This is a genomic window from Bradyrhizobium sp. SZCCHNR2028, assembly GCF_032380995.1.
In the GTDB taxonomy this organism is placed as follows: domain Bacteria; phylum Pseudomonadota; class Alphaproteobacteria; order Rhizobiales; family Xanthobacteraceae; genus Bradyrhizobium.
Window position 1 is genome coordinate 1 of record NZ_JAUHJF010000016.1, and the last position, 21,926, is coordinate 21,926.

23 protein-coding genes are annotated in these 21,926 nt (G+C 66.5%); 10 read left to right on the plus strand and 13 right to left on the minus strand.

Features of this window, described 5'->3' with window-relative positions; translation table 11 throughout:
* Positions 1–63: 63 nt before the first annotated feature.
* From uvrB to QX121_RS22775, 4 genes are all read right to left on the minus strand, one after another.
* Positions 64–3,177: an excinuclease ABC subunit UvrB gene (gene uvrB / locus QX121_RS22760; RefSeq protein ID WP_315813094.1), complete on the minus strand. Its 3,114-nt coding sequence runs from the start codon at positions 3,175–3,177 to the stop codon at positions 64–66.
* 188 nt (positions 3,178–3,365) lie between these two features.
* The gene (locus QX121_RS22765; protein ID WP_315733962.1) at positions 3,366–3,548 is read right to left on the minus strand and encodes a hypothetical protein; all 183 of its coding nucleotides are present in this window, start codon (positions 3,546–3,548) and stop codon (positions 3,366–3,368) included.
* A gap of 203 nt (positions 3,549–3,751) precedes the next feature.
* Entirely contained in the window at positions 3,752–3,964 is a 213-nt protein-coding gene (locus QX121_RS22770) for a hypothetical protein (RefSeq protein WP_315733961.1), read from the minus strand.
* 66 nt (positions 3,965–4,030) lie between these two features.
* Positions 4,031–4,954 (minus strand): LysR substrate-binding domain-containing protein, encoded by a 924-nt coding sequence (locus QX121_RS22775; RefSeq protein WP_315733960.1) that lies wholly within the window; start codon positions 4,952–4,954, stop codon positions 4,031–4,033.
* Positions 4,955–5,044: 90 nt separating this feature from the next.
* On the opposite strand from QX121_RS22775, the gene QX121_RS22780 reads away from it, so the two are divergent.
* From QX121_RS22780 to QX121_RS22790, 3 genes are read left to right on the plus strand one after another with little or no spacing between them, the layout of a single operon-like run.
* A complete protein-coding gene (locus QX121_RS22780) occupies positions 5,045–5,809 on the plus strand; it encodes a sulfite exporter TauE/SafE family protein (protein WP_315733959.1) in 765 nt (254 codons plus the stop codon).
* A gap of 7 nt (positions 5,810–5,816) precedes the next feature.
* Positions 5,817–6,056 (plus strand): hypothetical protein, encoded by a 240-nt coding sequence (locus tag QX121_RS22785; protein ID WP_315813095.1) that lies wholly within the window; start codon positions 5,817–5,819, stop codon positions 6,054–6,056.
* Between the two features lie 30 nt (positions 6,057–6,086).
* On the plus strand, positions 6,087–6,782 hold the full coding sequence (locus tag QX121_RS22790; RefSeq protein WP_315813096.1) for a glutathione S-transferase family protein: 696 nt from the start codon (positions 6,087–6,089) through the stop codon (positions 6,780–6,782).
* On the opposite strand, the gene QX121_RS22795 is transcribed toward QX121_RS22790, so the two are convergent.
* On the minus strand, positions 6,779–7,561 hold the full coding sequence (locus tag QX121_RS22795) for a crotonase/enoyl-CoA hydratase family protein (protein WP_315813097.1): 783 nt from the start codon (positions 7,559–7,561) through the stop codon (positions 6,779–6,781). The two genes, QX121_RS22790 and QX121_RS22795, sit on opposite strands and share 4 nt — an antisense overlap.
* Before the next feature lie 102 nt (positions 7,562–7,663).
* Here QX121_RS22795 and QX121_RS22800 point away from each other — a divergent pair, with 102 nt between their 5' ends.
* Complete coding sequence (locus QX121_RS22800) at positions 7,664–8,293, plus strand: helix-turn-helix domain-containing protein (RefSeq protein ID WP_315813098.1); 630 nt, start codon at positions 7,664–7,666, stop codon at positions 8,291–8,293.
* Here QX121_RS22800 and QX121_RS22805 read toward each other — a convergent pair.
* The 4 genes from QX121_RS22805 to QX121_RS22820 form a co-directional block, all read right to left on the minus strand.
* The gene (locus QX121_RS22805; RefSeq protein ID WP_315813099.1) at positions 8,268–8,753 is read right to left on the minus strand and encodes a hypothetical protein; all 486 of its coding nucleotides are present in this window, start codon (positions 8,751–8,753) and stop codon (positions 8,268–8,270) included. The genes QX121_RS22800 and QX121_RS22805 overlap by 26 nt on opposite strands.
* Before the next feature lie 15 nt (positions 8,754–8,768).
* A complete protein-coding gene (locus QX121_RS22810; RefSeq protein ID WP_315813100.1) occupies positions 8,769–9,440 on the minus strand; it encodes a hypothetical protein in 672 nt (223 codons plus the stop codon).
* 171 nt (positions 9,441–9,611) lie between these two features.
* On the minus strand, positions 9,612–10,295 hold the full coding sequence (locus QX121_RS22815) for an HAD family phosphatase (RefSeq protein WP_315813101.1): 684 nt from the start codon (positions 10,293–10,295) through the stop codon (positions 9,612–9,614).
* Positions 10,292–10,513, minus strand: coding sequence for a cysteine-rich CWC family protein (locus QX121_RS22820; RefSeq protein ID WP_315735657.1), 222 nt, complete (start codon positions 10,511–10,513; stop codon positions 10,292–10,294). Before QX121_RS22820 ends, QX121_RS22815 begins: the two co-directional genes overlap by 4 nt.
* Positions 10,514–10,653: 140 nt before the next feature.
* Between QX121_RS22820 and QX121_RS22825 the strand changes: the two genes are divergently transcribed.
* From QX121_RS22825 to QX121_RS22840, 4 genes are all read left to right on the plus strand, one after another.
* Positions 10,654–12,174 carry a DUF1800 domain-containing protein gene (locus QX121_RS22825; protein WP_315813102.1) on the plus strand — a complete coding sequence of 507 codons (1,521 nt, stop codon included), beginning with the start codon at positions 10,654–10,656 and terminating at the stop codon, positions 12,172–12,174.
* The gene (locus tag QX121_RS22830; RefSeq protein ID WP_315813103.1) at positions 12,171–13,394 is read left to right on the plus strand and encodes a DUF1501 domain-containing protein; all 1,224 of its coding nucleotides are present in this window, start codon (positions 12,171–12,173) and stop codon (positions 13,392–13,394) included. Before QX121_RS22825 ends, QX121_RS22830 begins: the two co-directional genes overlap by 4 nt.
* Before the next feature lie 137 nt (positions 13,395–13,531).
* A complete protein-coding gene (locus tag QX121_RS22835; protein ID WP_315733939.1) occupies positions 13,532–13,852 on the plus strand; it encodes an antibiotic biosynthesis monooxygenase in 321 nt (106 codons plus the stop codon).
* Positions 13,853–14,422: 570 nt separating this feature from the next.
* On the plus strand, positions 14,423–16,405 hold the full coding sequence (locus QX121_RS22840; protein WP_315813104.1) for an AI-2E family transporter: 1,983 nt from the start codon (positions 14,423–14,425) through the stop codon (positions 16,403–16,405).
* Positions 16,406–16,566: 161 nt separating this feature from the next.
* Here QX121_RS22840 and QX121_RS22845 read toward each other — a convergent pair whose 3' ends face one another.
* The 4 genes from QX121_RS22845 to QX121_RS22860 form a co-directional block, all read right to left on the minus strand.
* Positions 16,567–17,028 carry a GNAT family N-acetyltransferase gene (locus QX121_RS22845; RefSeq protein WP_315813105.1) on the minus strand — a complete coding sequence of 154 codons (462 nt, stop codon included), beginning with the start codon at positions 17,026–17,028 and terminating at the stop codon, positions 16,567–16,569.
* 63 nt (positions 17,029–17,091) lie between these two features.
* Positions 17,092–17,286, minus strand: a complete 195-nt coding sequence (locus tag QX121_RS22850) for a hypothetical protein (RefSeq protein ID WP_315733936.1) — start codon at positions 17,284–17,286, stop codon at positions 17,092–17,094.
* Positions 17,287–17,799: 513 nt separating this feature from the next.
* Positions 17,800–18,450, minus strand: a complete 651-nt coding sequence (locus QX121_RS22855) for a glutathione S-transferase family protein (protein WP_315714112.1) — start codon at positions 18,448–18,450, stop codon at positions 17,800–17,802.
* A gap of 193 nt (positions 18,451–18,643) precedes the next feature.
* Positions 18,644–19,876: a glycosyltransferase family 87 protein gene (locus tag QX121_RS22860; protein ID WP_315813106.1), complete on the minus strand. Its 1,233-nt coding sequence runs from the start codon at positions 19,874–19,876 to the stop codon at positions 18,644–18,646.
* Between the two features lie 191 nt (positions 19,877–20,067).
* Between QX121_RS22860 and QX121_RS22865 the strand changes: the two genes are divergently transcribed.
* Both QX121_RS22865 and QX121_RS22870 read left to right on the plus strand, forming a co-directional pair.
* The gene (locus QX121_RS22865; protein WP_315757337.1) at positions 20,068–21,270 is read left to right on the plus strand and encodes a pyridoxal phosphate-dependent aminotransferase; all 1,203 of its coding nucleotides are present in this window, start codon (positions 20,068–20,070) and stop codon (positions 21,268–21,270) included.
* Between the two features lie 120 nt (positions 21,271–21,390).
* The gene (locus QX121_RS22870) at positions 21,391–21,915 is read left to right on the plus strand and encodes a DUF992 domain-containing protein (protein ID WP_315733932.1); all 525 of its coding nucleotides are present in this window, start codon (positions 21,391–21,393) and stop codon (positions 21,913–21,915) included.
* The last annotated feature ends 11 nt before the right edge of the window (positions 21,916–21,926 follow it).

The window sequence follows — 21,926 nt, forward strand, 5'->3', positions numbered from 1 at the left end:
GAATCGGACGAAGCTTGCCTGTCAGGAATCAACCCGGTCTGAATTGTCAGGACTCAGCCCGGTTCATACCCTCGTGGGCCCCCCTCCCTGGCCCTCCCCCACGAGGGGGGAGGGAACGGAGGGACCGCCCGCGCGGCTTGACGCACCGCCGCCGCGTGCTGCCGAGCCGCGGCCCTTCAGGGCCGTGGTCGGGAGGTTGGCGGCGTCGCCGTACTTCTTGGCGCCGGCGTAGCTGCCCGCCTTGCCCTGCACGGTGCGCTGCTTGGCGGTGGGGTCGTCGACGACGGCGAGCTCGGTGGCGCGCAGGCGCTTGACCTCGTCGCGCAGGCGGGCGGCTTCCTCGAAGTTCAAATCGGCGGCGGCCTCGCGCATGCGGGTTTCGAGGTCGGCCAGCACGGCCTCGAAATTGTGGCCGATCGAGATGACGTCGTCGGTGGTGGTGCCGCCGCCGGTCTCGATCAGCACGTGGTCGCGCTCGTAGACCGAGTTGAGGATGTCGCCGATCGACTTCTTCACGCTCTCCGGCGTGATGCCGTGGGCCGTGTTGTACTCCACCTGCTTCTCGCGGCGGCGGTTGGTCTCGGCGATGGCGCGCTCCATCGAGCCGGTCATCTGGTCGGCGTAGAGGATCACCTTGCCGTCGACGTTGCGCGCGGCGCGGCCGATGGTCTGGATCAGCGACGTCTCGCTGCGCAGAAAACCTTCCTTGTCGGCGTCGAGGATGGCGACCAGCGCGCATTCGGGAATGTCGAGGCCCTCGCGCAACAGGTTGATGCCGACCAGCGCGTCGAAGGCCCCTAAGCGGAGATCCCGGATGATCTCGATGCGCTCGATGGTGTCGATGTCCGAATGCATGTAGCGGACGCGGATGCCCTGCTCGTGCAGATATTCGGTGAGGTCCTCGGCCATGCGCTTGGTCAGCACCGTGATCAGCGAGCGATAGCCGGCCTGCGCGGTGGCGCGGACCTCGCCGAGGAGATCGTCGACCTGGGTGCGGGCGGGGCGGATGTTGACCGGCGGATCAATGAGCCCGGTCGGGCGGATGACCTGCTCGACGAACACGCCGCCGGCCTCGTTCAGCTCCCAGCCGCCGGGGGTCGCCGACACCGCCACCGTCTGCGGCCGCATCATGTCCCACTCCTCGAAGCGCAGCGGGCGGTTGTCCATGCAGGAGGGCAGGCGGAAGCCGTATTCGGCCAAGGTCGCCTTGCGGCGGAAGTCGCCGCGGAACATGCCGCCGATCTGCGGCACGGTGACGTGGCTCTCGTCGGCGAACACCAGCGCGTTGTCGGGGACGTATTCGAACAGCGTCGGCGGCGGCTCGCCGGGCAGCCGGCCGGTGAGATAGCGTGAGTAGTTCTCGATGCCGGCGCAACTGCCGGTCGCCTCCATCATCTCGATGTCGAAGGTGGTGCGCTGCTCCAGCCGCTGCGCCTCGAGCAGGCGGCCCTGCGCGTGCAACTGGTCGAGCCGGATCTTCAGCTCCGACTTGATCGACTTCATCGCCTGCACCAAAGTCGGGCGCGGCGTCACATAATGCGAATTGGCGTAGACCTTGATGAACTCCAGCTCGTCCTGCTTGTGGCCGGTGAGCGGATCGAACTCCTCGATATTCTCGACGGTGTCGCCGAACAGGTTCACGCGCCAGGCGCGGTCCTCATAGTGCGCCGGGAAGATGTCGATGACGTCGCCCCGCACGCGAAAGGTGCCGCGGGTGAAATCGTGCTGGGTGCGCTTGTATTGCAAAGCGACGAGGTCGGCGATGAGCTGGCGCTGGTCGATGCGCTCGCCCTTCTTCAGCGCGAAGGTCATCGCGGTGTAGGTCTCGACCGAGCCGATACCGTAGATGCAGGACACCGAGGCGACGATGATGACGTCGTCGCGCTCGAGCAGCGCGCGCGTCGCCGCGTGGCGCATGCGGTCGATCTGCTCGTTGATCGAGGAATCCTTCTCGATATAGGTGTCGGTGCGCGGGACGTAGGCCTCGGGCTGGTAGTAGTCGTAATAGGAGACGAAGTACTCGACCGCGTTGTCGGGGAAGAAGCTCTTGAACTCGCCATAGAGCTGCGCGGCGAGCGTCTTGTTCGGCGCCAGGATGATCGCCGGGCGCTGCGTCGCCTCGATCACCTTCGCCATGGTGTAGGTCTTGCCGGAGCCGGTAACGCCGAGCAGCACCTGGGTGCGGTCGTTGCGCGCGATGCCTTCGACCAGCTCCTTGATCGCCTGCGGCTGGTCGCCCTTCGGCTCATAGGCCGACTTGATCTCGAAGCGGACGCCGCCTTCCGACTTCTCCGGACGGGGCGGACGGTGTGGCGTCCACACCTTGAGCGAGCCGTCGTCCTTGCGGAACTCGGGACGGCCCTCGCGGATCAGCGACTCCAGCGCTTCCGCCGTGGCCTTGACGCCGAGCGCCTCCATCTTGTTGCGCGGCGGACGGGCGAGCGCCTCCTCGTCGTCCTCGGCCGTGGGCAGGCCAAGCTGCCGCGCCAGCTCGGGATCGAGCGTCGGGATGGTGGCGGCGGTGCCGTAATTGGCTTGCGGCGCTTCGGCGAGGCCTGACTCGCCAGCGTTGTCAAAGGGCGCGTCCGCATGCGCTGCGGCGCTCCCTCCCCCCTTGTGGGGGAGGGGTGGGGAGGGGGGTACTCCGGCACGAGCTGTGTCTGAGTCGTCGGCCAACGCGGGAGGGGACTCAGGTCGCGCCGCCACGCTCTCCTCCTCTCCCCCTTGCGGGGAGGAGGCGGGGGTGGATTCACGGGCAGTGTTGCTTGGGGCACCCCCCTCCCCAGCCCTCCCCCACAAGGGGGGAGGGAGCGCAGCGTCCTGCTGGGCTGAAGCTTGTGACGTGTCACGGACGGACGAACGCCCTCCCACCGGCTGCGGATTCGGCCGCAGCGGGATCGGGCGATCGGACGTGTCGCGGGCCGCAACCTCAGCGCTCTTGCCGCGCGTCGACGCCCGCGCGCGGTGCGCGGCGGCCTCGCCGCCGCTGCGGCGGTCCCAGGAATTGTCCGGCGGAGGCTTCAGTCCCGTTGAGGAACCGATGCCGCTCTCGCCGCGGTTGATGGCGGGATTGAGCAGCTCGGCGAGCGCGGGCGCGATCGGCTGCACGTCGGGCCGGTGCGCTCTCGATTTCGGAGTTCGGCCAGGCTTCTTGGGGGTGTCGGGGGTCTTCGCCATGGCCCGAATATGGGACGGATGACGCTGACTTGAAAGAGTGATCGGGCGCCGCGCAGCGGCCTTGCTGACAGCATGGTGGCAGCAGGACGGCCCGAGATGCGCCTGCACGCGGAAGGCCACACGAGATCAGCGAGCGACTCGCGAGCCGCGGCGCGCGCGATGGCGCTCCAGCGACGCCTCGCTGCGGTTCAATGCCGGGTCGGCTGCTCGACGATGTCGAGATGCACGCCGTGGCAGGCGACGCATTGCAGGGCCCAGTACTCGGAACCGCCGCGGCCGTTGATGACGCTCAGGACGCTCAGCTCGGCATCGCAGTCCGGGCATCGCGTACGCACCGAATAAGCGAGGTGTTTGACGGCAGGCTCAGCCATGAATTGCAGTCCGCATTACGAATACACTCGGCATTTCGAATTGGCGTTTGGATTGTTGGCTTGGAACCGTCTGGCCGCGCGGATGGACTCTCGGGGACTTCACTCTCGAAGATTGTTCCACGTCGCGCTATCCGTCTTTTCCCGGGGGGCGGTCGATATCCTCCGTTGCATGCTCGAAGCGACGGCCTATCAGTTGGCCGTCGTCAGTCCCACCGCTTGCGGAAGCGGTCGATGTGGCTCTTGGCATCGGCGATCGCCATGTCTGCATCGGACCAGGCAAAGCCGACTTCGAGAGACGGGAACGAAACACCATTGATCACCACCGGGGTCATGTCCGCGCGGCGGATCCGCGCGTGCCACAAGCCGCGTCCTGCTTCGAACGGCTCGATGGCGAAGTCCTCGTACAAATACGTCATTGCGCAGTCCTGGATGTTCCAAACTGCAACAACAGCATGAGTTTGTCCGAGCATTTGTGAACAGGTTCACACGTCAGCGTCTTTTTTGAGCGCGTCCCTGCGCTGAGAATTCCGGGTCGCGGGTTGCGACGCTGCGCGCATGATCCAGCGCCGGAACGCGGCGAAATCACGTTGGCCGGCCTGGAAATGGCGGTAGACAAGATACCAGCGCTCGCCTTTTGGGACGGTCAGTGCGAACGGTGCAACCAGCCGTCCTGCCGCGAGGTCATCGTCGATATAGGGACGGATGCCCATCGCGACGCCGAGCCCGTCGATCGCGGCCTGCAGCGCATGCCCGTAATACTGGAACTCGGTGCCGCGCGCGCTGACGCGGGTGACGCCCGCGGCCTTCAGCCACAGCGCCCAGTCCTCGGCGGCATGCGACACCCGCAGCAGGCTCGGGCCCTTGAGGTCGGCCGGTTTCTTCAAGGTCGCGGCCAGCCGCGGCGTGCACACCGGCACGAGATCGGCGGCGAACAGCGGCTCGGCGACGAGACCCGGCCAGGCGCCGTGGCCGAGCTTGATGCCGCAGCTCCAGTCGTCGCCGAACGGCACCGCCGCCCCGCCGGTGGTGATGCGGACCTCGATGTCCGGCTGCTCGGTGCTGAAATCGGCGAGCCGCGGGATCAGCCATTTCATCGCGAAGGTCGGACCGACGCCGAGCGTCAGCACGCGCATCGACGACGGCGCCATGATCTGCGCGGTCAGGCTCGACAGCGCATCGAAGATCGGCGTCAGCCCGCTCTGATAGGCGCGGCCCGGCGCGGTCAGCGCCAGGCGGTTGGCCTTGCGCTCGAACAGCACCACGCCGAGCCGCTGCTCGAGCAGGTTGACCATGCGGCTGATCGCGGCCGCGGAGACGTTGAGCTCGCCGCCGGCCGCGGCGAAGCTGCCGGTGCGCGCAGCCGCCTCGAATGCCTTGATGCCGTTGAGGAACAGCAGCCGTCTCATCGAGCCCTCAGGAAAACTGATGGAGGGCAAGATAACTCGGTTTGTGCGGCCGTCACCAGTGCGACAATCTGCATGGCGAGGAGATCAGCCATGACACCAGCCCTGATTGCAGCGCTCGGATTGCTGATGGTGGCGACGGCGTTCCTGTCGGGCCTGTTCGGCATGGCGGGCGGGCTGATCCTGATCGGCGTGCTCTTGGCGATCATGCCGCTGCCGGCGGCGATGGTGCTGCACGCGGCGACGCAGATGGCGTCCAACGGCTGGCGCGCCGTGCTGTGGCGCCGGCACATCCGCTGGCGGCCGGTCGCGGTGTATCTCGTCGGTTGCGCGCTGGCGCTCGGCCTGTGGTCCCTGGTGCGCTACGTGCCTGACAAGCCGGTCGCGCTCCTGCTGCTCGGCGTCACGCCGTTCATGGCGCGGCTGATGCCGGCCGGCCTCAGGCCCGATCCGGACAGCGTCTGGCAGGGCGCGATCTACGGCACGATCTGCATGGGGCTGATGCTGATGACCGGGGTGTCCGGGCCGCTGCTCGACACGTTCTTTCTCGGCGCGCGGTTCGACCGCCGCGCGATCGTCGCCACCAAGGCGACGTGCCAGGTCGCGAGCCACCTCACCAAGCTGATCTATTTCGGCGGCATCATCGATCAGGCCGCGGGCCTCGATCCCGTGCTCGCGCTCGTCGCCGTCGGAGCGTCGATGCTCGGCACGAGCCTGGCGCGGCGGCTGCTGGAGGCAATGAGCGAGCAGCAGTTCCGCACCTGGGCCAACCGCATCATCACCGCGGTGGCGAGCTACTACATCCTCTATGGCGGCTGGCTGCTGCTGGCCGCGCAGAGCTCGGCGGCGGCAGAGTGAGGCGAGCATGGCCGTATCGGCAGACCCCCTGGTGCTCGACTTCGTCGAATGGATCGCGCGCGCGCCGCGCAGCCATGCCGAGGTGGTGGCGACGTGGCGAACGAGCTGCCCGCGGCTGACGGTGTGGGAGGATGCCGCCGATCTGGGCTATGTCACGCGCCAGGCGATCGCGGGCGTCGGCCTCTTCATCATCGTCACCGATGCCGGCGCGCGGCTGCTGCGCGACAACGGCCGCGTCGTGCGCTAGAACGGTCCGGACTTGGAGGAAAGACCGGGAATGGCAGTAAAGCTGTATGAACTCGTCGGGACCGATGCGGGCCGCCCGTTCAGCCCCTATTGCTGGCGCACGCGGATGGCGCTGGCGCACAAGGGCCTGAGCGCAGAATCGATTCCGTGGCGCTTCACCGAGAAGAGCGCGATCGCTCCGCATGGATCGGAGAAGGTGCCGGTCATGCTCGACGGCGACCGCGCGGTGGCCGATTCCTGGGCGATCGCCAACTACCTCGAGGACACCTATCCGGACCGGCCGTCGCTGTTCGGCGGCGCCGGCGGCCGCGCGATGGCGCGCTTCCTCAATGCCTGGGGTGACATCGCCATCGTCGGCGGCATCTTCCCGCTGATCATCGCCGACATCCCGAAGAACCTTGCCGCCGAGGATGCCGACTATTTCCGCGCGTCGCGCGAGGCGCGGTTCGGCAAGAGCCTCGAAGAGGTCATGGCGACGCGCGACCAGGCGGTCATCGGCTTCCGCAGGTCGCTGGAGCCGCTGCGCCAGACCTTGAAGACGCAAGCCTTCATCGGCGGCGACGCGCCCGACTATGCCGACTACATCGTGTTCGGCGGCTTCCAATGGGCGCGCGTGGTGAGCCCGTTCCGGCTGCTGGAGGAGGGCGACAGCGTCCATGCCTGGCGCGAGCGGCTGCTCGATGCGTTCGACGGGCTGGCGCGCAAGTCGCCGGGCCATCCGGTCTAGAAACGCGGCGGCCGGCGCTCGCGCCAGGCCGCCAGCCCATCGGTGAGATCGCGGCTGCCGACCAGGCTCGCGAACTGCTCGCTCTCGACCTGCAGCCCCTCGCCGACCGCCATGTTGAGCCCGCGCGTCGCGGCGGTGATGATGCCGGCGATGGTGTCCGGCCCGTGGCGGATGATGCGCTGCGCCAGCGCGCGCGCCGCCGGCAACAGCTCGTCGTGCGGCACGACGGCGTTGACGAGGCCGATCTCCAGCGCGCGCTGCGCCGGGAAAGAATCGCCGGTCAGCAGCAGCTCGAGTCCGCGCTTGCGGCCGACCAGCCGCGGCAGCCGCTGAGTGCCGCCGAAGGTCGGCGGCATGCCGAGCCTGATCTCGGGCTTGGCGAAGCTGGCGCGCTCGCTCGCCACCGCAAGATGCACGGCCTCGGTGATCTCGCAGCCGCCGCCGAAGGCGAGCCCGTTCACCGCGGCGACGACCGGCTTGCGGAACGCCTCCAGCCGCGCCGTCATCGCCTGGCCGCGCCGCACGAAGTCGCGCAGCGCCGCGGCGCGCCCCTGGCGGACGCTTGCGGTGAATTCGTCGATGTCGGCGCCGGCCGAGAAGGCGCGTTGTCCCGCGCCGGTGAGGATCACGGCCCTGACGCCGGCATCGGCCTCGATGCGGTCGAGCGCGGCCATCAATCGATCGATCAGCGCGTAGCTGAGCGCGTTCAGTCGCTCCGGCCGGTTCAGCGTGATCGTGGCGATGCGGTCGGAGATGTCGAGCAGGAGGAGGTCGGTCATGGCGTCTCGCAGGCTGGCGGTTGGAGCAAGCGAAGACTAGGCGTCGCGGCAGCCGAGGTATATTCACTGGTTAGTATACATTGACCGAGACCGAGCGCCGCCATGCCCCGATCCTCCGATCCCACGCCCGCCCGCATCGTCGCCGCCGCGAGCAGGCTGTTCTATGCCGAAGGCATCCGCGCCGTCAGCGTCGACGCGGTGGCGGAAAAGGCCGGCGTCACCAAGAAGACGCTGTACTATCATTTCCGCAGCAAGGACGATCTCGTCGCGGCCTATCTCGCCGCGCGCGACCAGCCGAACCTGGAGCTGTTCAAGCGCTGGTTCGATGAGACCGAGGGCGTGCTGCCCGACAAGATCGCCGGGATCTTCAATCAGCTTGCGCGCGCCGCGCGGCATCCGAAATGGCGCGGCTGCGGCTTCCTGCGCACCACCGCGGAGCTCGCCAATCTGCCCGGCCATCCCGCGATCAGGATCGGCGCCGCCCACAAGAAGAAGTTCGAGGCCTGGCTGCAGGCGATGTTCGAAGAGCAGGGAATTGCCGAAGCGGGCGAGCTCGCGCGGCAGATGCTGCTCCTGCTCGACGGCGCGTTCGCGGTTGTGCTGCTGCATCGTGACGCCAGCTACATGGAGACCGCGGGCGCGGCGGCACGGACGCTGGTCGCGGCGGCGCTGCCAAAGGGGAGGCGATATGCTTCCCGCAGGACCGTCAGCCTGCGCAGCCGCGTCCCCTGACCCGCTCGCCGCGAACGATCGTCGCGACCATCTGGCTGGCCATGCCGTCGAAATCGGACGGCTTGATGTAGCCGGCGGCGTAGGCTTCCTGGGTCAGGCGTTCGATCCGGCGATCCTCGGCGGTCGTCCAGACGCCGGCGATGTAGGCGGCGCCCGCCGGACCATAGGTCTCGGGATAGCGCTCGTTCTGGTTCTGGCGGTGATAGTAGTAGTGGCCGACGCTGCTGATGAAGTCCTTGCGCTTGTCGCCGCAGCGGTCGCTCCACGCCCGGTCGAGCGCCTTCAGCGCGTCCTGGCGCTGCGAGCGCCGGGCGTCCTCGGTGTATTTCTCGTGCTCCTGAAACTCCGCGCCCGTGACGGGCGGAAACGCAGCCGCCGCACTCGGCGCGTCGGTCAGGAACAGGCGTCCGCCAACCTGCCAGACGAGGATGGCTGCAATGATGAAGATGAGCCGGTTCATGGCAGCGCTCGTTTGCTATCGCCGGTCCCGTTGCGCCTGCCGGATACGGCACACCGACGATTCGTCGGACCAGAGACCCGGTCCGGCGAACATCGGGACGTCCTCGCGCACATCCGCCGGAAAGTCCGCCTTGGTGATCCCCTTCTCGTCGAAGGCTTCGAACAAGGCCTCCTTCACGCGCTGATCGAGCGGCGTGCCGACGCTGTCGGCCGCCTCCTCCATGGATTTTTCGCTGCAGATCTTGGCGCCGAAGAAATTGCGCTTGCAATCCAGCTTGGCGACGTAGGCGCGCGTATAGGCGGTGACCGCCTCGACGAGGTTCTGCTTCTGGGTCTTGTCGCAGGGCGACAGCTTGTAGGCGGTCGCGGCCTGCAGCGCGTCCATGCGCAACGCATCGAGCTTGGGGTTCTTGTCGCTCTGCGAGGTGTGCTCGGCGAGCCATGCCTTGCGATCGAATTTTTCCCTGGACCTGGCATCGCCGAACGACATGTCCACCGTCGCGGACAGCGGTGCCACCACGGCCACCGTCTGTGACCCATTGGCAATATTGGACACCGTCTCGATCGGGGCCGACCAGGTCGAGGCTCCCCAGGACGCGCCCGGCAACGGAAAGCCCCTGACGGCCCAGCTCACACCACCGAATGCCACTACAAATGCCGCGCCCACGGCGCCAATAAATCGCAACATGAAAGAAGCCCATCCGCCAACGCCTGCACGGTAGTGCGTGCGGGTTAATGCATCCGATAGGGCCGCCGGCGGCGCGCAACGACGTGAACCGATCGTGACCGTCTTCTGCCGCCTTTGAAGACAATGGCTGATGAATTAGCGGCATGGCCGGACGAGCCTGCCGACGTGACGTCATGTCTTGACGGGCAACACCGAACGGCGCGCGAGCAGCGCGATGGCGGCATCGAGATCCGGCAGCACGGCCGCCGCATTCGCCCGCGAATGATCGTTCGGCGGCACGATGTCCGGCACCATCAAGGTGATCGCGCCTGCGGCGTGCGCCGAGGCGACGCCGGGATTGGAATCCTCGATTGCGACGCAGGCCGGCGCGCGCGTCCGTAGCCGTTCCGCGGCGAGCAGATAGAGGTCCGGATGCGGTTTGGCGCGGGTCACGTCGTCGCGCGTCAGGACCGCATCGAAGCGGTGGCCGATGCGGGCGAGGCGGAGATGCTCCGCGGCCGTGCTGCGCGAGGACGAGGTGACGACGGCCTTGGGCAGGCCGACCGCGTCGATCGCGTCGAGCAGCGCGACGACGCCGCGCTTCAGCGGCATGCCCGCCTGCAGGATCTCGATCGTCTTGGCCGCGAACAGGCGGTTGACTTCGACCAGCGGAAAATCGTCGCCGAAATGGTCGCGCAGGGTCTGCTCGTTGTCGGGTCCGGGAATGCCGATCATCGCATGGCAGAGCTCGACGACGCCGTCGCTGTAGCCGAGCGCATTCAGCGCCGCGATCGCAGCTTCGAGATAGACCTTCTCGGTGTCGAGCAACGTTCCGTCCATGTCGAGCAGGACCGCTTCGACGTGCCAGCGCGTCACGATCCCGCCTCCGGTTCGCCGGCCAGCCTCTTGAGGCAGTTGACGCACAGGCAGTCCTTGAACCGGCTTTGTCCGTTGTTGGGCAGCGGCAGGCGCACGGCCTCTTCGAAGCACCAGCAGGAGCCGCCGGGATCGCAGCTGAACTCCGCGCCGCACGACTCGCAGGTGAGTTGCCGCGCGGTCATGTCCGCTAAACGATTTGTCACGTTCGGAGCCACGTGCGACCAGCCCCTTTTCATGTTCGGTTCATCTGCCGGGGCAAGTATAGTGCGTGACAATCTGCCGCGCCATCGCAGTCTGCGGTCGCGGCAACACAGCGTTTCGGGAGCTCCCGCGATGACAGGCTCGAGGATGTGGCATGGCGCGTGATGCTCGAGCGGCTCTTGTTGCATTGAATCGCTTCGGCTTCGGCGCGCGTGGCGGCGCCTCGGGCGATCTCGTCAATGCGGCGTCGGACCCGCGCGGCTTCGTCAAGGCCGAGCTCGGGCGTCCCAATGGAGCGCTCTTGGAAGCGCCGGGTCTGCAGCCGACGCCCGCACTCGCCGATGCCGTCTTCGCCTATCAGGACGAGGTCAAGCGGGCCCGCGAGGCCGCGAAGTCGGAGGCTGCGCCGCAGGAGCAGTCCAGCCCCACGCGCGGCCTGTCCACGAACGGCGCGGACAAAGCCACGGCCGCAACGCCATCGGCGGCCCCAGCAGCCGGCGCCGACCCTGCACCCGCGATGCAGGGAACGCCGGCAAAGCCCGCGCAGGCTCAGCAGCCGCCCAACGTCGTCCAGAAGACGTTCCGTGCCGAGGCGCTGGCGCGGCTGCAGCGCGCCGTGCTCGCCGATTGCGGCTTCACCGAGCGGCTGGTGGCGTTCTGGTCGAATCATTTCTGCATCTCCGCAGGCAAGGGCGAGCTGGCGCGGATGTGGGCCGGTGCGTTCGAGCGCGAGGCGATCCGGCCGCACGTGCTCGGACGCTTCGCCGACATGCTGAAGGCGGTCGAGCAGCATCCGGCGATGCTGTTCTTCCTCGACAACCAGGAATCGCTCGGACCGGACTCGCGCGCCGGCCAGAACCGCAAGCGCGGCCTCAACGAGAACCTCGCCCGCGAGATCATGGAGCTGCACACGCTGGGTGTCGGCGGCGGCTACACCCAGGAGGACGTAACCTCGCTGGCGCGTATCATCACCGGCTGGAGCTTTGCCGGCCGCAACAACCGCAACGCGGCGCCCGGCAGCTTCGTGTTCAATGCCAATGCGCACCAGCCGGGGCCGCAGACCCTGCTCGGCAAGGTCTATCAGGATGACGGTCTCGCGCAGGGCGAGGCCGCGCTCGCGGACATCGCCCGCCATCCCTCGACGGCGAAGTTCATCGCCACCAGGCTCGCGCGCCATTTCGTCGCCGATGATCCGCCGCCCGCGCTCGTCGCCCGGCTCGAAGCCGTGTTCAAGAAGAGCGATGGCGACCTCAAGGCGCTGACCTTGGCGCTGGTCGACTCCGACGAGGCCTGGTCGGCGCCGCTGACCAAGATCCGTTCGCCCTATGAGTTCCTGGTCGCCGGCGGCCGGCTGCTGGCGCGCGTGCCGGAAGATCCCGGCTTCTATCTCAGTTCCCTGAACACGCTCGGCCAGCCGCTATGGGCGCCCGCAGGACCAAACGGATTTGCTGATATCAACGCGATGTGGGCTGCCCCTGAGGGCATGAAGCTGCGGCTGGACATTTCCGCGCAACTCGCCGCACGTCTTGGCAACAATCTCGATCCGCGCGACCTGCTCGATCTCGTCGCGGGCGATGCGACCTCGACGGAGACGCGGCGCACGATCGAGCGTGCGGAATCGCGCCAGCAGGCGCTGGCGTTGTTGCTGATGTCGCCGGAATTCCAGAGGAGATGACGATGGACCGGATCGCGACCTCGCTGTTGACCTCGCGACGCCATTTGCTGCTGGCAGGCGCGTCCTTTGCGGCCTGGGGCTGTCTGCCGAAATTCGCGCGGGCCGCCGGCCAGCGCGACCCGCGGCTGATCGTCGTGATCCTGCGCGGCGCGCTCGATGGCCTCGCCACCGTCGCGCCGATCGGCGATCCCGACTACGCCGGACTGCATGGCGCGATCGCGCTGACGACGGCGGGACCAAATCCGGCGCTGCAGCTCGATTCGTTCTTTGCGCTGCATCCGTCGATGCCGGAATTCGCGCGCATGTATCGCGACAAGCAGGCTGCCGTGATTCACGCTGTCGCGACACCGTATCGCGAGCGCTCGCATTTCGATGGTCAGGACGTGCTCGAAAGCGGCTTCGCCGGTCCTGGCCGCGTGCAATCGGGCTGGCTGAACCGCGCAGTCGAGGCTCTGCCGCGCGGCCCCCGCGTCGCGGGCGCGCTCGCGGTCGGTCCGACGGCGCCGCTGGTGCTGCGCGGCGCAGCGCCCACCGTCGGTTGGGCGCCGGTGACGGTGCCGCAGGCCGATGACGACACCGCGATGCGGCTGGTCGACCTCTATGCGCATCGCGATCCCGCGTTGGCGGCTGCATTGTCGCAAGGGCTCAAGCTCGAGAAGGTCGCGGTCGGTGACGACATGAAGCCGAAGCCGGGCGGCAACCAGATCGCGGCGATGCGCCAGGTCGCGCGCGGCGCGGCGAAGCTGATCGCCGCGGAGGATGGTCCGCGCATCGCCGCGCTGGCGTTCGACGGTTGGGACACGCATGCCAATGAAGGTGGTGCGGTCGGTCGGCTGGCGCAGCTCTTGTCGGGTCTCGACGGTGCGCTCGCCGAGTTCGAAAGCGGGCTTGGCCCGTGCTGGCGCGATACGGTCGTGGTGGTCGCAACCGAGTTCGGGCGCACGGCAAGGATCAACGGCACCCAGGGGACCGATCATGGGACCGGGACGATTGCGCTGCTTGCCGGCGGTGCGGTGAAGGGCGGACGGGTGATCGCCGACTGGCCGACGCTGAAGATGGCGAGCCTCTACCAGGGACGCGATCTTGCGCCGACGACGGATCTTCGCGCGGTGTTCAAGGGCGTACTCGCCGATCATCTCGGCATCGGCGAGCACGCGCTCGGCGGCGCGGTGTTTCCGGACAGCGCGGCCGTGAAGCCGATCAAGGGGCTCGTAGCGTAAGGCTCGCTTGCGCCATTTCCTGATCAGGCGTCCTGAAGCCTTCCACATTGCGGCATCAGCGGCCGTCGTCGCAGGCGCATTGCACCGCGAAGTCTGCTACTCCTCGACCTGCGGCATTCATCCCTCAGGAGATCAGCATGTTCATCGCCATGAATCGTTTTCGCGTCGCCAAGGGCTCGGAGGCCGCCTTCGAGCAGGTCTGGCTGTCGCGCGACAGCCATCTCGACAAGGTGCCGGGCTTCGTCGAGTTTCACCTGTTGAAGGGACCGGAAGCCGAGGACCATACGCTCTACGCCTCGCATACGATCTGGGCGTCGAAGACGACGTTCGAGGACTGGACCAAGTCCGAAGCATTCCGCGCCGCGCACCAGCGGGCCGGCGACACCAAGGTGCACTATCTCGGCCCGCCGCAGTTCGAGGGGTTCGAGGTCCGCCAAACGGTGGGCAGCAAGACGTAGGACAAGGACAAAGCCCACCATTGCGATCCGTCTCCGCGACTCGTCTTGGCTGAGCACGGCCGAGCGGACGCTCGTTTTGCGCTGAAGCGACGCGGCGGCCGACAGGACCCGGACGGCCGCCGGTCGTGCGCCATCGCAAGCTGCTCGCGCCGGGCCAGCCGGTCCGCCGGGCCTGCTGGCGTCAACAAGGACAACGCCCTAGCGAAGGTCCGGCTGATTCGAGCAGGTGCGACGGCGCGCCGAAGCTGAGCAGTCGTAGCCGTCGGCAGACGCGCAGGCGACGTCAGGCGCTCTCGGGAACTGGAGCCTCACGAGGCTGTTATCGCGTGTCTGAAACAGGAAGCCGAATGTCCGGCAGGGCGGGCAGCGCCGGCCAGCGCCCTCGGTCGTTCTGTTCTAGCGAAGGCCGGGATGGTTGCTCGGATCGAGACGAACCTTTCGGCATATGACCACCGGCACCGGCGACATCGTCAGAAGCTTCCCTCCGTTGCAACGCGCCGCCTTCGTCGACGTTGACAGCCTGACCGCATGAGCGACGTGCGCCGCCCTCCTCGTTCGCAGAGAGATTCGATGATCATCAGACAGCCGCTCAAGGTCCGCACCCCGGAGGAAGTTCTCGGGCTGATCAGCGCGCTGGCCGTCGCCATTTTTGCGGTCATCATCATCGCGCTGCTGTATTTCGGTCGTGACATCCTGGTGCCCGTGGCCCTGGCCATCCTGCTCAGCTTCGTATTGGCGCCATTGGTCGCGCAACTGCAGCGGCTTCGTGCCCCGCGCGGACTGGCCGTCGTCAGCGTGGTCGTTCTCGCGTTCGTCGTGATCTTTACGCTGGGCAGCCTGCTCGCCACCCAGCTCACCCAGCTTGCCAGTGAGTTGCCGAACTATCAATCGACGATGAGCAACAAGATCCAGTCGTTCCGCGACACCAAGGCCGGGAGAGGGACGCTCGAGCGTGCATCGGACATGCTCAAGGATCTGGGCAAGGAACTCGACAAACCGAAAGAGCCGGAAGCGGCTCGGCCGCCGAGCGGACTGCGAACGAATTCCTCAGTCCCTGTGACCCCGATCCCGGTGGAGGTCCAGCAGCCCGATCCTGGAGCGCTGGACAGTCTTCGCACGCTGATTTCGCCGCTCATTCATCCGCTGGCGACGACCGGCATCATCATCATCTTCGTGATCTTCATATTGCTTCAACGCGAGGACCTGAGGAATCGGCTCATCCGCCTTGCGGGCTCATCGGACCTGCAGCGCACCACGGCGGCGCTCGATGATGCGGCTTACAGGCTCAGCCGGCTGTTCCTCACCCAGCTCGCCCTGAACGGCGGATTCGGCGTCGTGATCGGCCTCGGCTTGTGGTTCATCGGCATCCCCAGCGCCCTCCTTTGGGGAATCCTCGCCGCAGCGCTTCGGTTCGTGCCCTATATCGGCGCCGTCATCGCCGCGGCGTTTCCGCTTGCTCTGGCGGCAGCGGTGGACCCTGGCTGGTCGATGCTGATTTGGACGCTGGCCCTGTTTCTCGTGGTCGAGCCGTTGCTCGGCCACGTCATCGAACCGATGGTCTATGGGCGCAGCACGGGCCTGTCCCCCGTGGCGGTGGTCGTTTCGGCCGCGTTCTGGACCGCGCTGTGGGGCCCAATCGGGTTGGTGCTCGCGACGCCGCTGACGGTCTGCTTGGTCGTCATCGGACGACATGTGGAGCGCCTGGAGTTCCTCGACGTCATGTTCGGTGATCGTCCAGCGCTGTCTCCTCCCGAGATCTTCTACCAGCGCATGCTTGCGAACGATCCGACGGAAGCGGCCGAGAAGGCAGAGGAGTTCTTGAAGGAGCGCTCGTTGATTGCCTATTGCGACGAGGTCGCGGTGAAGGGGCTGCAATTGGCCCAAGCCGACGCCGACCGAGGGGCGCTCGCCTATGATCGCCTTGCAACGATCCGTGACGCCGTCGCCGAGTTGACCGCCGATCTTTCCGATCAGAATGATGGTCCGCTGGCGAAACGCGAGACCACCAGCGATCCGGAGGCGGCATCGGCCGTCGACAGCTCGGCCAGCAGTGGGGCCATCGACACGATACCCATCCTCAGCAAGGACAATCTCGCCGAAGGATGGCGGAGCGAGCAGCCGGTCCTGTGCGTGGCGGGGCGAACCCCGATCGACGAAGCGGCGGCGGTGATTCTCGCGCAACTGTCGTCGGCGCACGGGTTGGGCGCGAAGGTCTCAGGAGTGGAGGCGCTCTCGATGGCGAACGTCATCAAGCTCGAGCCCGCAGGTGTTGCGATTGCCTGCCTGATCTATATCGGCAATTCCGGCGTCGCACATATGCGCTACTCCGTTCGTCGCTTGAAGCGACGGCTCCCCAGAGCAAAGGTGATGTTGGTCTGCTGCGCGGCCGACGTTGATCAGGAGGCCGCGAAGGTGCTGCAAGAAGCCACCAAGGCCGATCTGGTCGCGGCGAGCATGGGCGAGGCTGTCAGAATGTGCGTCGAAGCCGCGCAGGCGAAGGCTTCTCAGCTGGCACCATTGGAGCCGCAGGACACGACGACGAACGTGGCGTGAGACGCGCCACGTCCAACGACCATGCCCGACAAAAAAATGCGGCCCCGGTCAGAGACGGCGACTGACGGGGACCGCTGAAACGCGTGACCGGTGACGGGGGGATGATCAGGCGCTCGATGGAGCGTAGGCCGGCCCCGTGACGGCGGCGTGACACCGCCCGTTCACAGCGCCTTGCGGTAGACGATGAAGCCCGAGCGCTCGGCGATCTTGTCGTAGAGCGCCTGTGCCGTGGTGTTGGTCTCGTGCGTCTGCCAATAGACCCGCGGCGCACCAGCCTGCCGCGCTTCGCGGTAGACCGCCTCGATCAGCGCCCGGCCGACGCCCTTGCCGCGGGCGGCCTCGCTCGTGAACAGGTCGTTGAGATAGCAAAGCGGCCCGATCGTGGTGGTGGCGCGATGAAACAGGTAATGCGCCAAGCCGATCAGCTCGCCACCGCTCTCGGCGACCAGGGCATGCACCGGCTCGTTGGCATCGAAGAAGCGCGACCACGTCATCGCGGTCACCTCGGCCGGCAGCGCCGTCGGCCCGGAACGGCCGTAGAAGGCGTTGTAGCCGTCCCAGAGCGGCAGCCAGCGATCATGGTCGTCGCGCGCGATGGCGCGCACAGTGAGTGCTTCGTGCATGAAGGATTCGTCGTCCGTTTGAAAATCTCGACGGACCTTCGATACGCGCAGCCGTGTTCGCGATCAATCAGGGATGGGCAGCACCGGTTCGGCGGTGGGCGGCCGCATCAGCTCGACGTAGACCGACCGATCCTCCTCGGTCAGCGGCGAGAGCGAGAGCTCGCCCCGTCGCTCGATCAGGATCAGCAGTGACGCCGCCAGCAGGATCGCGAGTGCCAGGGTCACGGCAACGATTACGACCGTTGATTTCATCGCCATTTTGTGTGCGAGACAATCATCGCCTGTTGTCGCGAAAACCGCGAAGGGTTGTCAAAATGGCTTCCTGCTAAGCGGGCATCGACAAGACGGCGCGAATCGACACCACCGCAATGGTGACGCTGACACCCAATGAGAGCGTGCTGGCCGCGATCGTTGCGACCACGGCGGTGGTCAGGCCGGGCGAAAGGGTGAGCGTTGCGTGGCCGTGAAAGCCGCTGACGGGCGTGCGGAGCCCTCTACGGTGGTTCGACTCCTGCGGCGACGCGCGGCCGCGGACCCAACTGAACTTCGGAACGGAAGCACAACGCCACCGGGACATGAAGTCGAAATCCCTTACCCATACATCCGCGAGCGAATCACTCGCAGAGGTAAATTCTAAGGTCGCGCTGGGCAGGATTGCGGCGGCAAATCAGCAAAAAAGGCAAGAACATGGCGCTCGTGGTATTTGTTCCCGCCTAAACGTGTATTTTCCCCGCTGTTCTACGGGCGGTCGGTAGTTTTACGGTGAGCATGTCACCCGTAGTCGGCGGCGATGCCGGCTGAATCGATCAGTGCCGGCTGCCAATCCATCGCGACGAAACCGGGTGTCTGTTCGACGCGGCGCAGCCAGTTGCGGATCTTCGGGAAGGTCGACAGATCGAAGTCGCAGCGATCGGCGACGTGCGTGTAGCCGTAGAGCGCGATGTCGGCGACCGTCAGCTGTTTCGCGGCAAAGTAATCGTTGCTCTTGAGATGATTCTCCATCACCTGGAGCGCGGCATAGCCGCGCTCCATCCAGTCCTCCAGCGCATGGGTCTGAAGGTCGCGCCCGCCCTTGACCAGGAGCAGCCAGAAATAGGCGGCGCCGATGTTCGGCTCGAGCGCATGCTGCTCGAAGAACATCCACTGCAGCGCTTCGGCGCGCTCGATGCGCTGCTCCGGCACCAGCGGCGTGCCGCCGGCGACATACCAGAGGATCGCGTTCGATTCGGCGATGAAGCGGTCCTCGCCGACTTCCAGCAGCGGCACCTGGCCGCTCGGATTCTTGGCGAGAAAATCCGGCGTGCGGCTCTCGCCGCGCAGAATGTCGATCTCGATCGCCTGATAGGGCGCGTTCAGAAGCGCAAGCGCAAGGCGGACCTTGTAGCTGTTGCCTGACCGCTGCATCGAATAGAGCTTGTACATCCGGCCGATTTCGAGTTCGAGGAATCAAGGGTTGGACGCATCGCGCATCCGGACGCCAGATCGTCCCGCAATGCGGCCAGACAATGATGCCGATGAGCGCAGGCTGCAAGTGCCGGCGGATGGAAAAAGTCGAAATGCGCTACTGCACTGCACTCTCGAATAACAACTTTCCAATAGATTCAAACAATCGAGATCACGCTTGTGCGATGCGCGCGTGTCCACCGATCTCGACGGCGCGATCGGTGAGTGCGCGGCGCAGGGTCAGCGCGAACAGGGCCATCAGAATGATGAGGCCCAGCGGTATCGTCGTCAGCCCGGCGACGCTGCGCGAGAGCAGCGGCACGATCCAGGCGGCCGCGAGCACGCTGAGCTCGTAGTCGCGAAAGCCGTTCGCGAGGCCGTGCCGGACGAAGAAAATGATCGCAACCGCAACGACCACGAGGTCGTAGTCGAGCACGTAGGGCGTCGCCAGCAGGCTCGCGCTCGCCAGTGCCGAAGCCTTGAGATCGAACGCAGCCTCGCTCTGCCACAGCCAGGCAAGTCCGGCCGCGAGCGACAGCGCCAGCAGGCTTTGCAGCGCATAGGCGGACCTGACATCGGCGCCCCAATGGCGCGCGGCGGAGAATACCGACTGGATCTTCTCCCACCCGGTGCCGCCTTGCTCGAGCACGACGCTCTGTGTGAAAGTCATGGACTGGAAGAAGGCGTGCCAGACCTCGTTGCCGAGCGCGGCGAAGCTGATCGCGACCAGCGCGGCCACCGTGGCGGCTGCAGCAGCGATCGTCGGCCAGCGCGTGCCTGCGAGCAGCGCCACGGGAATGAGGACGCCGAATTGCGGCTTGTAGGCGAGCAGGCCGATCAGGATGCCGGCCGCCCACGGCCGGTCGCGCTCCATCAGCAACAGCGCGCCGCCGAGCAGCGCCGCGGTGAAGAACGCGTTCTGGCCGTGACCGATGTTGACGAACACGGCGGGAAAGGCGGTCGCCACCAGCAGGGTCTCGGAACGCGGCAGGATCGCGCGCATGACCGTGAGGTATGCGAGCAGGCTCGACACGACCCAGAGCGCGAGCCCTCCGGCATAGGGCAGCAGGGCGGTGATGGCGGCGATCGCGAAGAAGAAGGGCGGGTAGTGCCAGCCGAAGAACGGCACGTCGCGGCCATCGAACACGGCCTTTTCCATCGCATGCTGCAGCGGCGGATCGTAGGCATCCGCCGCCTTGCCGTGAAGGGTCAGCACGCCTGCCGCATAGACGTTGGAGAAGTCGGTCCCGATCGGCTTGCCGTTGCGGTCGATCAGCCCGTCGGACAGCGCGATCCAGCCGGCGATTGCCGCGATCGTGACCGCGAGCAGAATCCAGCTGTAGGACTTGATCCGCGTGGCCGTGAGCCAGTCGCCGGATCGCAGGGCGCACCCGATAGTGGTCATTTCGGCCTGAGACTCTGGACAATCGTGGGCCCACGCTAGCGGGGCGGCTTTAACGTTCCCTAAAGTCTTGGGAGCCATGTGCCCAAGCTTCTTGCGATGCCGCGCCGCGGGCCTTAAAAGCAGGCGTTTCCCTGACATGACTGGTCGTGGCCCTGAAGGGGTGATGCACGACGCCTGCATAGGAGCTGATGATGTCCTTTCTCGCCGCTGCGCTCGACCGTGTGAAGCCGTCCGCGACCATCGCGGTCACGGATAAAGCGCGCGTCCTCAAAGCGGCGGGCCGCAACGTCATCGGCCTCGGCGCCGGCGAGCCGGATTTCGACACCCCGGACAATATCAAGGAAGCTGCGATCCAGGCGATCCGGGCCGGCAAGACCAAGTATACCGCGGTCGACGGCATCCCCGAACTGAAGGAAGCCATCATCGGCAAGTTCCAGCGCGAGAACGGCCTCACCTATAAGCCGAACCAGGTGATCGTCGGCGTCGGCGGCAAGCAGGTGCTGTACAATGCGCTGATGGCGACCATCAATCCCGGCGACCAGGTGATCATCCCGGCGCCGTATTGGGTCAGCTATCCGGAGATGGTGGCGCTCGCCGGCGGCGAGCCGGTGCCGGTGGTCTGCACCGCGGCGCATGGCTTCAAGCTGCAGCCGGAGGCGTTGGAGAAGGCGATCACGCCGAAGACCAAGTGGCTGATCCTGTGCTCGCCGTCGAATCCGACCGGCGCGGCCTATACCAAGGCCGAGCTGAAGGCGCTCACCGAGGTGCTGGTCAAGCATCCGCATGTCTGGATCATGACCGACGACATGTACGAGCACCTCGTCTATGACGACTTCGTGTTCACCACGCCGGCGCAGGTCGAGCCGTCGCTGTACGACCGCACGCTGACCGTGAACGGTGTCTCCAAGGCCTATTGCATGACCGGCTGGCGCATCGGCTATGCCGGCGGTCCGGCGCACCTGATCAAGGCGATGGCGACGATCCAGTCGCAGTCGACCTCGAACCCGTGCTCGATCGCGCAATGGGCGGCGGTGGAAGCCTTGAACGGTCCGCAGGACTTCATTCCCGCGAACAACAAGGTGTTCAAGGAGCGCCGCGACCTCGTGGTCTCGATGCTGAACCAGGCGAGCGGCATCGAATGCCCGCGGCCGGAAGGCGCGTTCTACGTCTATCCGTCCTGCGCCGGCACGATCGGCAAGACGGCGCCGTCGGGCAAGGTGATCGACAATGACGAGGCCTTCGTCACCGAGCTCCTGGAGACCGAGGGCGTCGCGGTGGTGCACGGCTCGGCGTTCGGCCTCGGCCCGGCGTTCCGCATCTCCTACGCGACCAAGACCTCCGACCTCGAGGACGCCTGCAAGCGCATCCAGCGCTTCTGCGGCAATCTGAGGTAATCGGGCAACATCCGTCTCGAAACTCCAGAAGCCAAGTTCCAGGCCGAAAGGCGCCATGTTTTGAACATGGCGCCTTTCTCTTGTCGGTCGATAAGTCTGGTGGCGTAGGGTTGGAGTTCGATGCGGCTGCTTCTGCTGTCGATCATGTTGCTTGTGTCGGTTGCTCCGTTCGCGCAAGCCCACGCAAATCGCCCCATGCGCGCCGGTGTGCTCGAGTGCGCGGGACGAAAGACTTCCGGCAAGCTCGTGATGTCCCAGTCACGCCTGCGCTGCGTGTTTCGCAGCCAGGGCCGCCAGCCGGAGCGCTATGTCGCCAAGGTCCGGCGCTACGGCCTCGATGTCGGGCTGACGGATGAGACCAGGATGGCGTGGGCGGTCAGCGCACCGGTCAACGATTTCGGCCGCAGCGAGCTGCGCGGGCGGTACGGTGGATTGTCCGCCAACGCTGCGGCTCTGGTCGGCTTCGGCGGCAGCTTCCTGGTGCGCGACACCGATCGCGCCGCCGCCCTGCAGCCGATCAGCCTGCAGGGGCAGACCGGCCTGAACATCGCTGCCGGAATCACCGAGGTCGAGCTGGTGCCGCTGCTGCCGATCCACCCGAGCCCGAGCCGTTCATCGTCCTATTTCTCGCGCTTCTATCGCTGAGCCGCGGAAGC

Excerpts from the sequence above, each read along its gene's own strand:
- uvrB (WP_315813094.1), bottom strand. The coding sequence starts at position 3,177 with ATGGCGAAGACCCCCGACACCCCCAAGAAGCCTGGCCGAACTCCGAAA.
- QX121_RS22765 (WP_315733962.1), bottom strand. The coding sequence starts at position 3,548 with ATGGCTGAGCCTGCCGTCAAACACCTCGCTTATTCGGTGCGTACGCGA.
- QX121_RS22770 (WP_315733961.1), bottom strand. The coding sequence starts at position 3,964 with ATGACGTATTTGTACGAGGACTTCGCCATCGAGCCGTTCGAAGCAGGA.
- QX121_RS22775 (WP_315733960.1), bottom strand. The coding sequence starts at position 4,954 with ATGAGACGGCTGCTGTTCCTCAACGGCATCAAGGCATTCGAGGCGGCT.
- QX121_RS22780 (WP_315733959.1), top strand. The coding sequence starts at position 5,045 with ATGACACCAGCCCTGATTGCAGCGCTCGGATTGCTGATGGTGGCGACG.
- QX121_RS22785 (WP_315813095.1), top strand. The coding sequence starts at position 5,817 with ATGGCCGTATCGGCAGACCCCCTGGTGCTCGACTTCGTCGAATGGATC.
- QX121_RS22790 (WP_315813096.1), top strand. The coding sequence starts at position 6,087 with ATGGCAGTAAAGCTGTATGAACTCGTCGGGACCGATGCGGGCCGCCCG.
- QX121_RS22795 (WP_315813097.1), bottom strand. The coding sequence starts at position 7,561 with ATGACCGACCTCCTCCTGCTCGACATCTCCGACCGCATCGCCACGATC.
- QX121_RS22800 (WP_315813098.1), top strand. The coding sequence starts at position 7,664 with ATGCCCCGATCCTCCGATCCCACGCCCGCCCGCATCGTCGCCGCCGCG.
- QX121_RS22805 (WP_315813099.1), bottom strand. The coding sequence starts at position 8,753 with ATGAACCGGCTCATCTTCATCATTGCAGCCATCCTCGTCTGGCAGGTT.
- QX121_RS22810 (WP_315813100.1), bottom strand. The coding sequence starts at position 9,440 with ATGTTGCGATTTATTGGCGCCGTGGGCGCGGCATTTGTAGTGGCATTC.
- QX121_RS22825 (WP_315813102.1), top strand. The coding sequence starts at position 10,654 with ATGGCGCGTGATGCTCGAGCGGCTCTTGTTGCATTGAATCGCTTCGGC.
- QX121_RS22830 (WP_315813103.1), top strand. The coding sequence starts at position 12,171 with ATGACGATGGACCGGATCGCGACCTCGCTGTTGACCTCGCGACGCCAT.
- QX121_RS22835 (WP_315733939.1), top strand. The coding sequence starts at position 13,532 with ATGTTCATCGCCATGAATCGTTTTCGCGTCGCCAAGGGCTCGGAGGCC.
- QX121_RS22840 (WP_315813104.1), top strand. The coding sequence starts at position 14,423 with ATGATCATCAGACAGCCGCTCAAGGTCCGCACCCCGGAGGAAGTTCTC.
- QX121_RS22845 (WP_315813105.1), bottom strand. The coding sequence starts at position 17,028 with ATGCACGAAGCACTCACTGTGCGCGCCATCGCGCGCGACGACCATGAT.
- QX121_RS22850 (WP_315733936.1), bottom strand. The coding sequence starts at position 17,286 with ATGGCGATGAAATCAACGGTCGTAATCGTTGCCGTGACCCTGGCACTC.
- QX121_RS22855 (WP_315714112.1), bottom strand. The coding sequence starts at position 18,450 with ATGTACAAGCTCTATTCGATGCAGCGGTCAGGCAACAGCTACAAGGTC.
- QX121_RS22860 (WP_315813106.1), bottom strand. The coding sequence starts at position 19,876 with ATGACCACTATCGGGTGCGCCCTGCGATCCGGCGACTGGCTCACGGCC.
- QX121_RS22865 (WP_315757337.1), top strand. The coding sequence starts at position 20,068 with ATGTCCTTTCTCGCCGCTGCGCTCGACCGTGTGAAGCCGTCCGCGACC.
- QX121_RS22870 (WP_315733932.1), top strand. The coding sequence starts at position 21,391 with ATGCGGCTGCTTCTGCTGTCGATCATGTTGCTTGTGTCGGTTGCTCCG.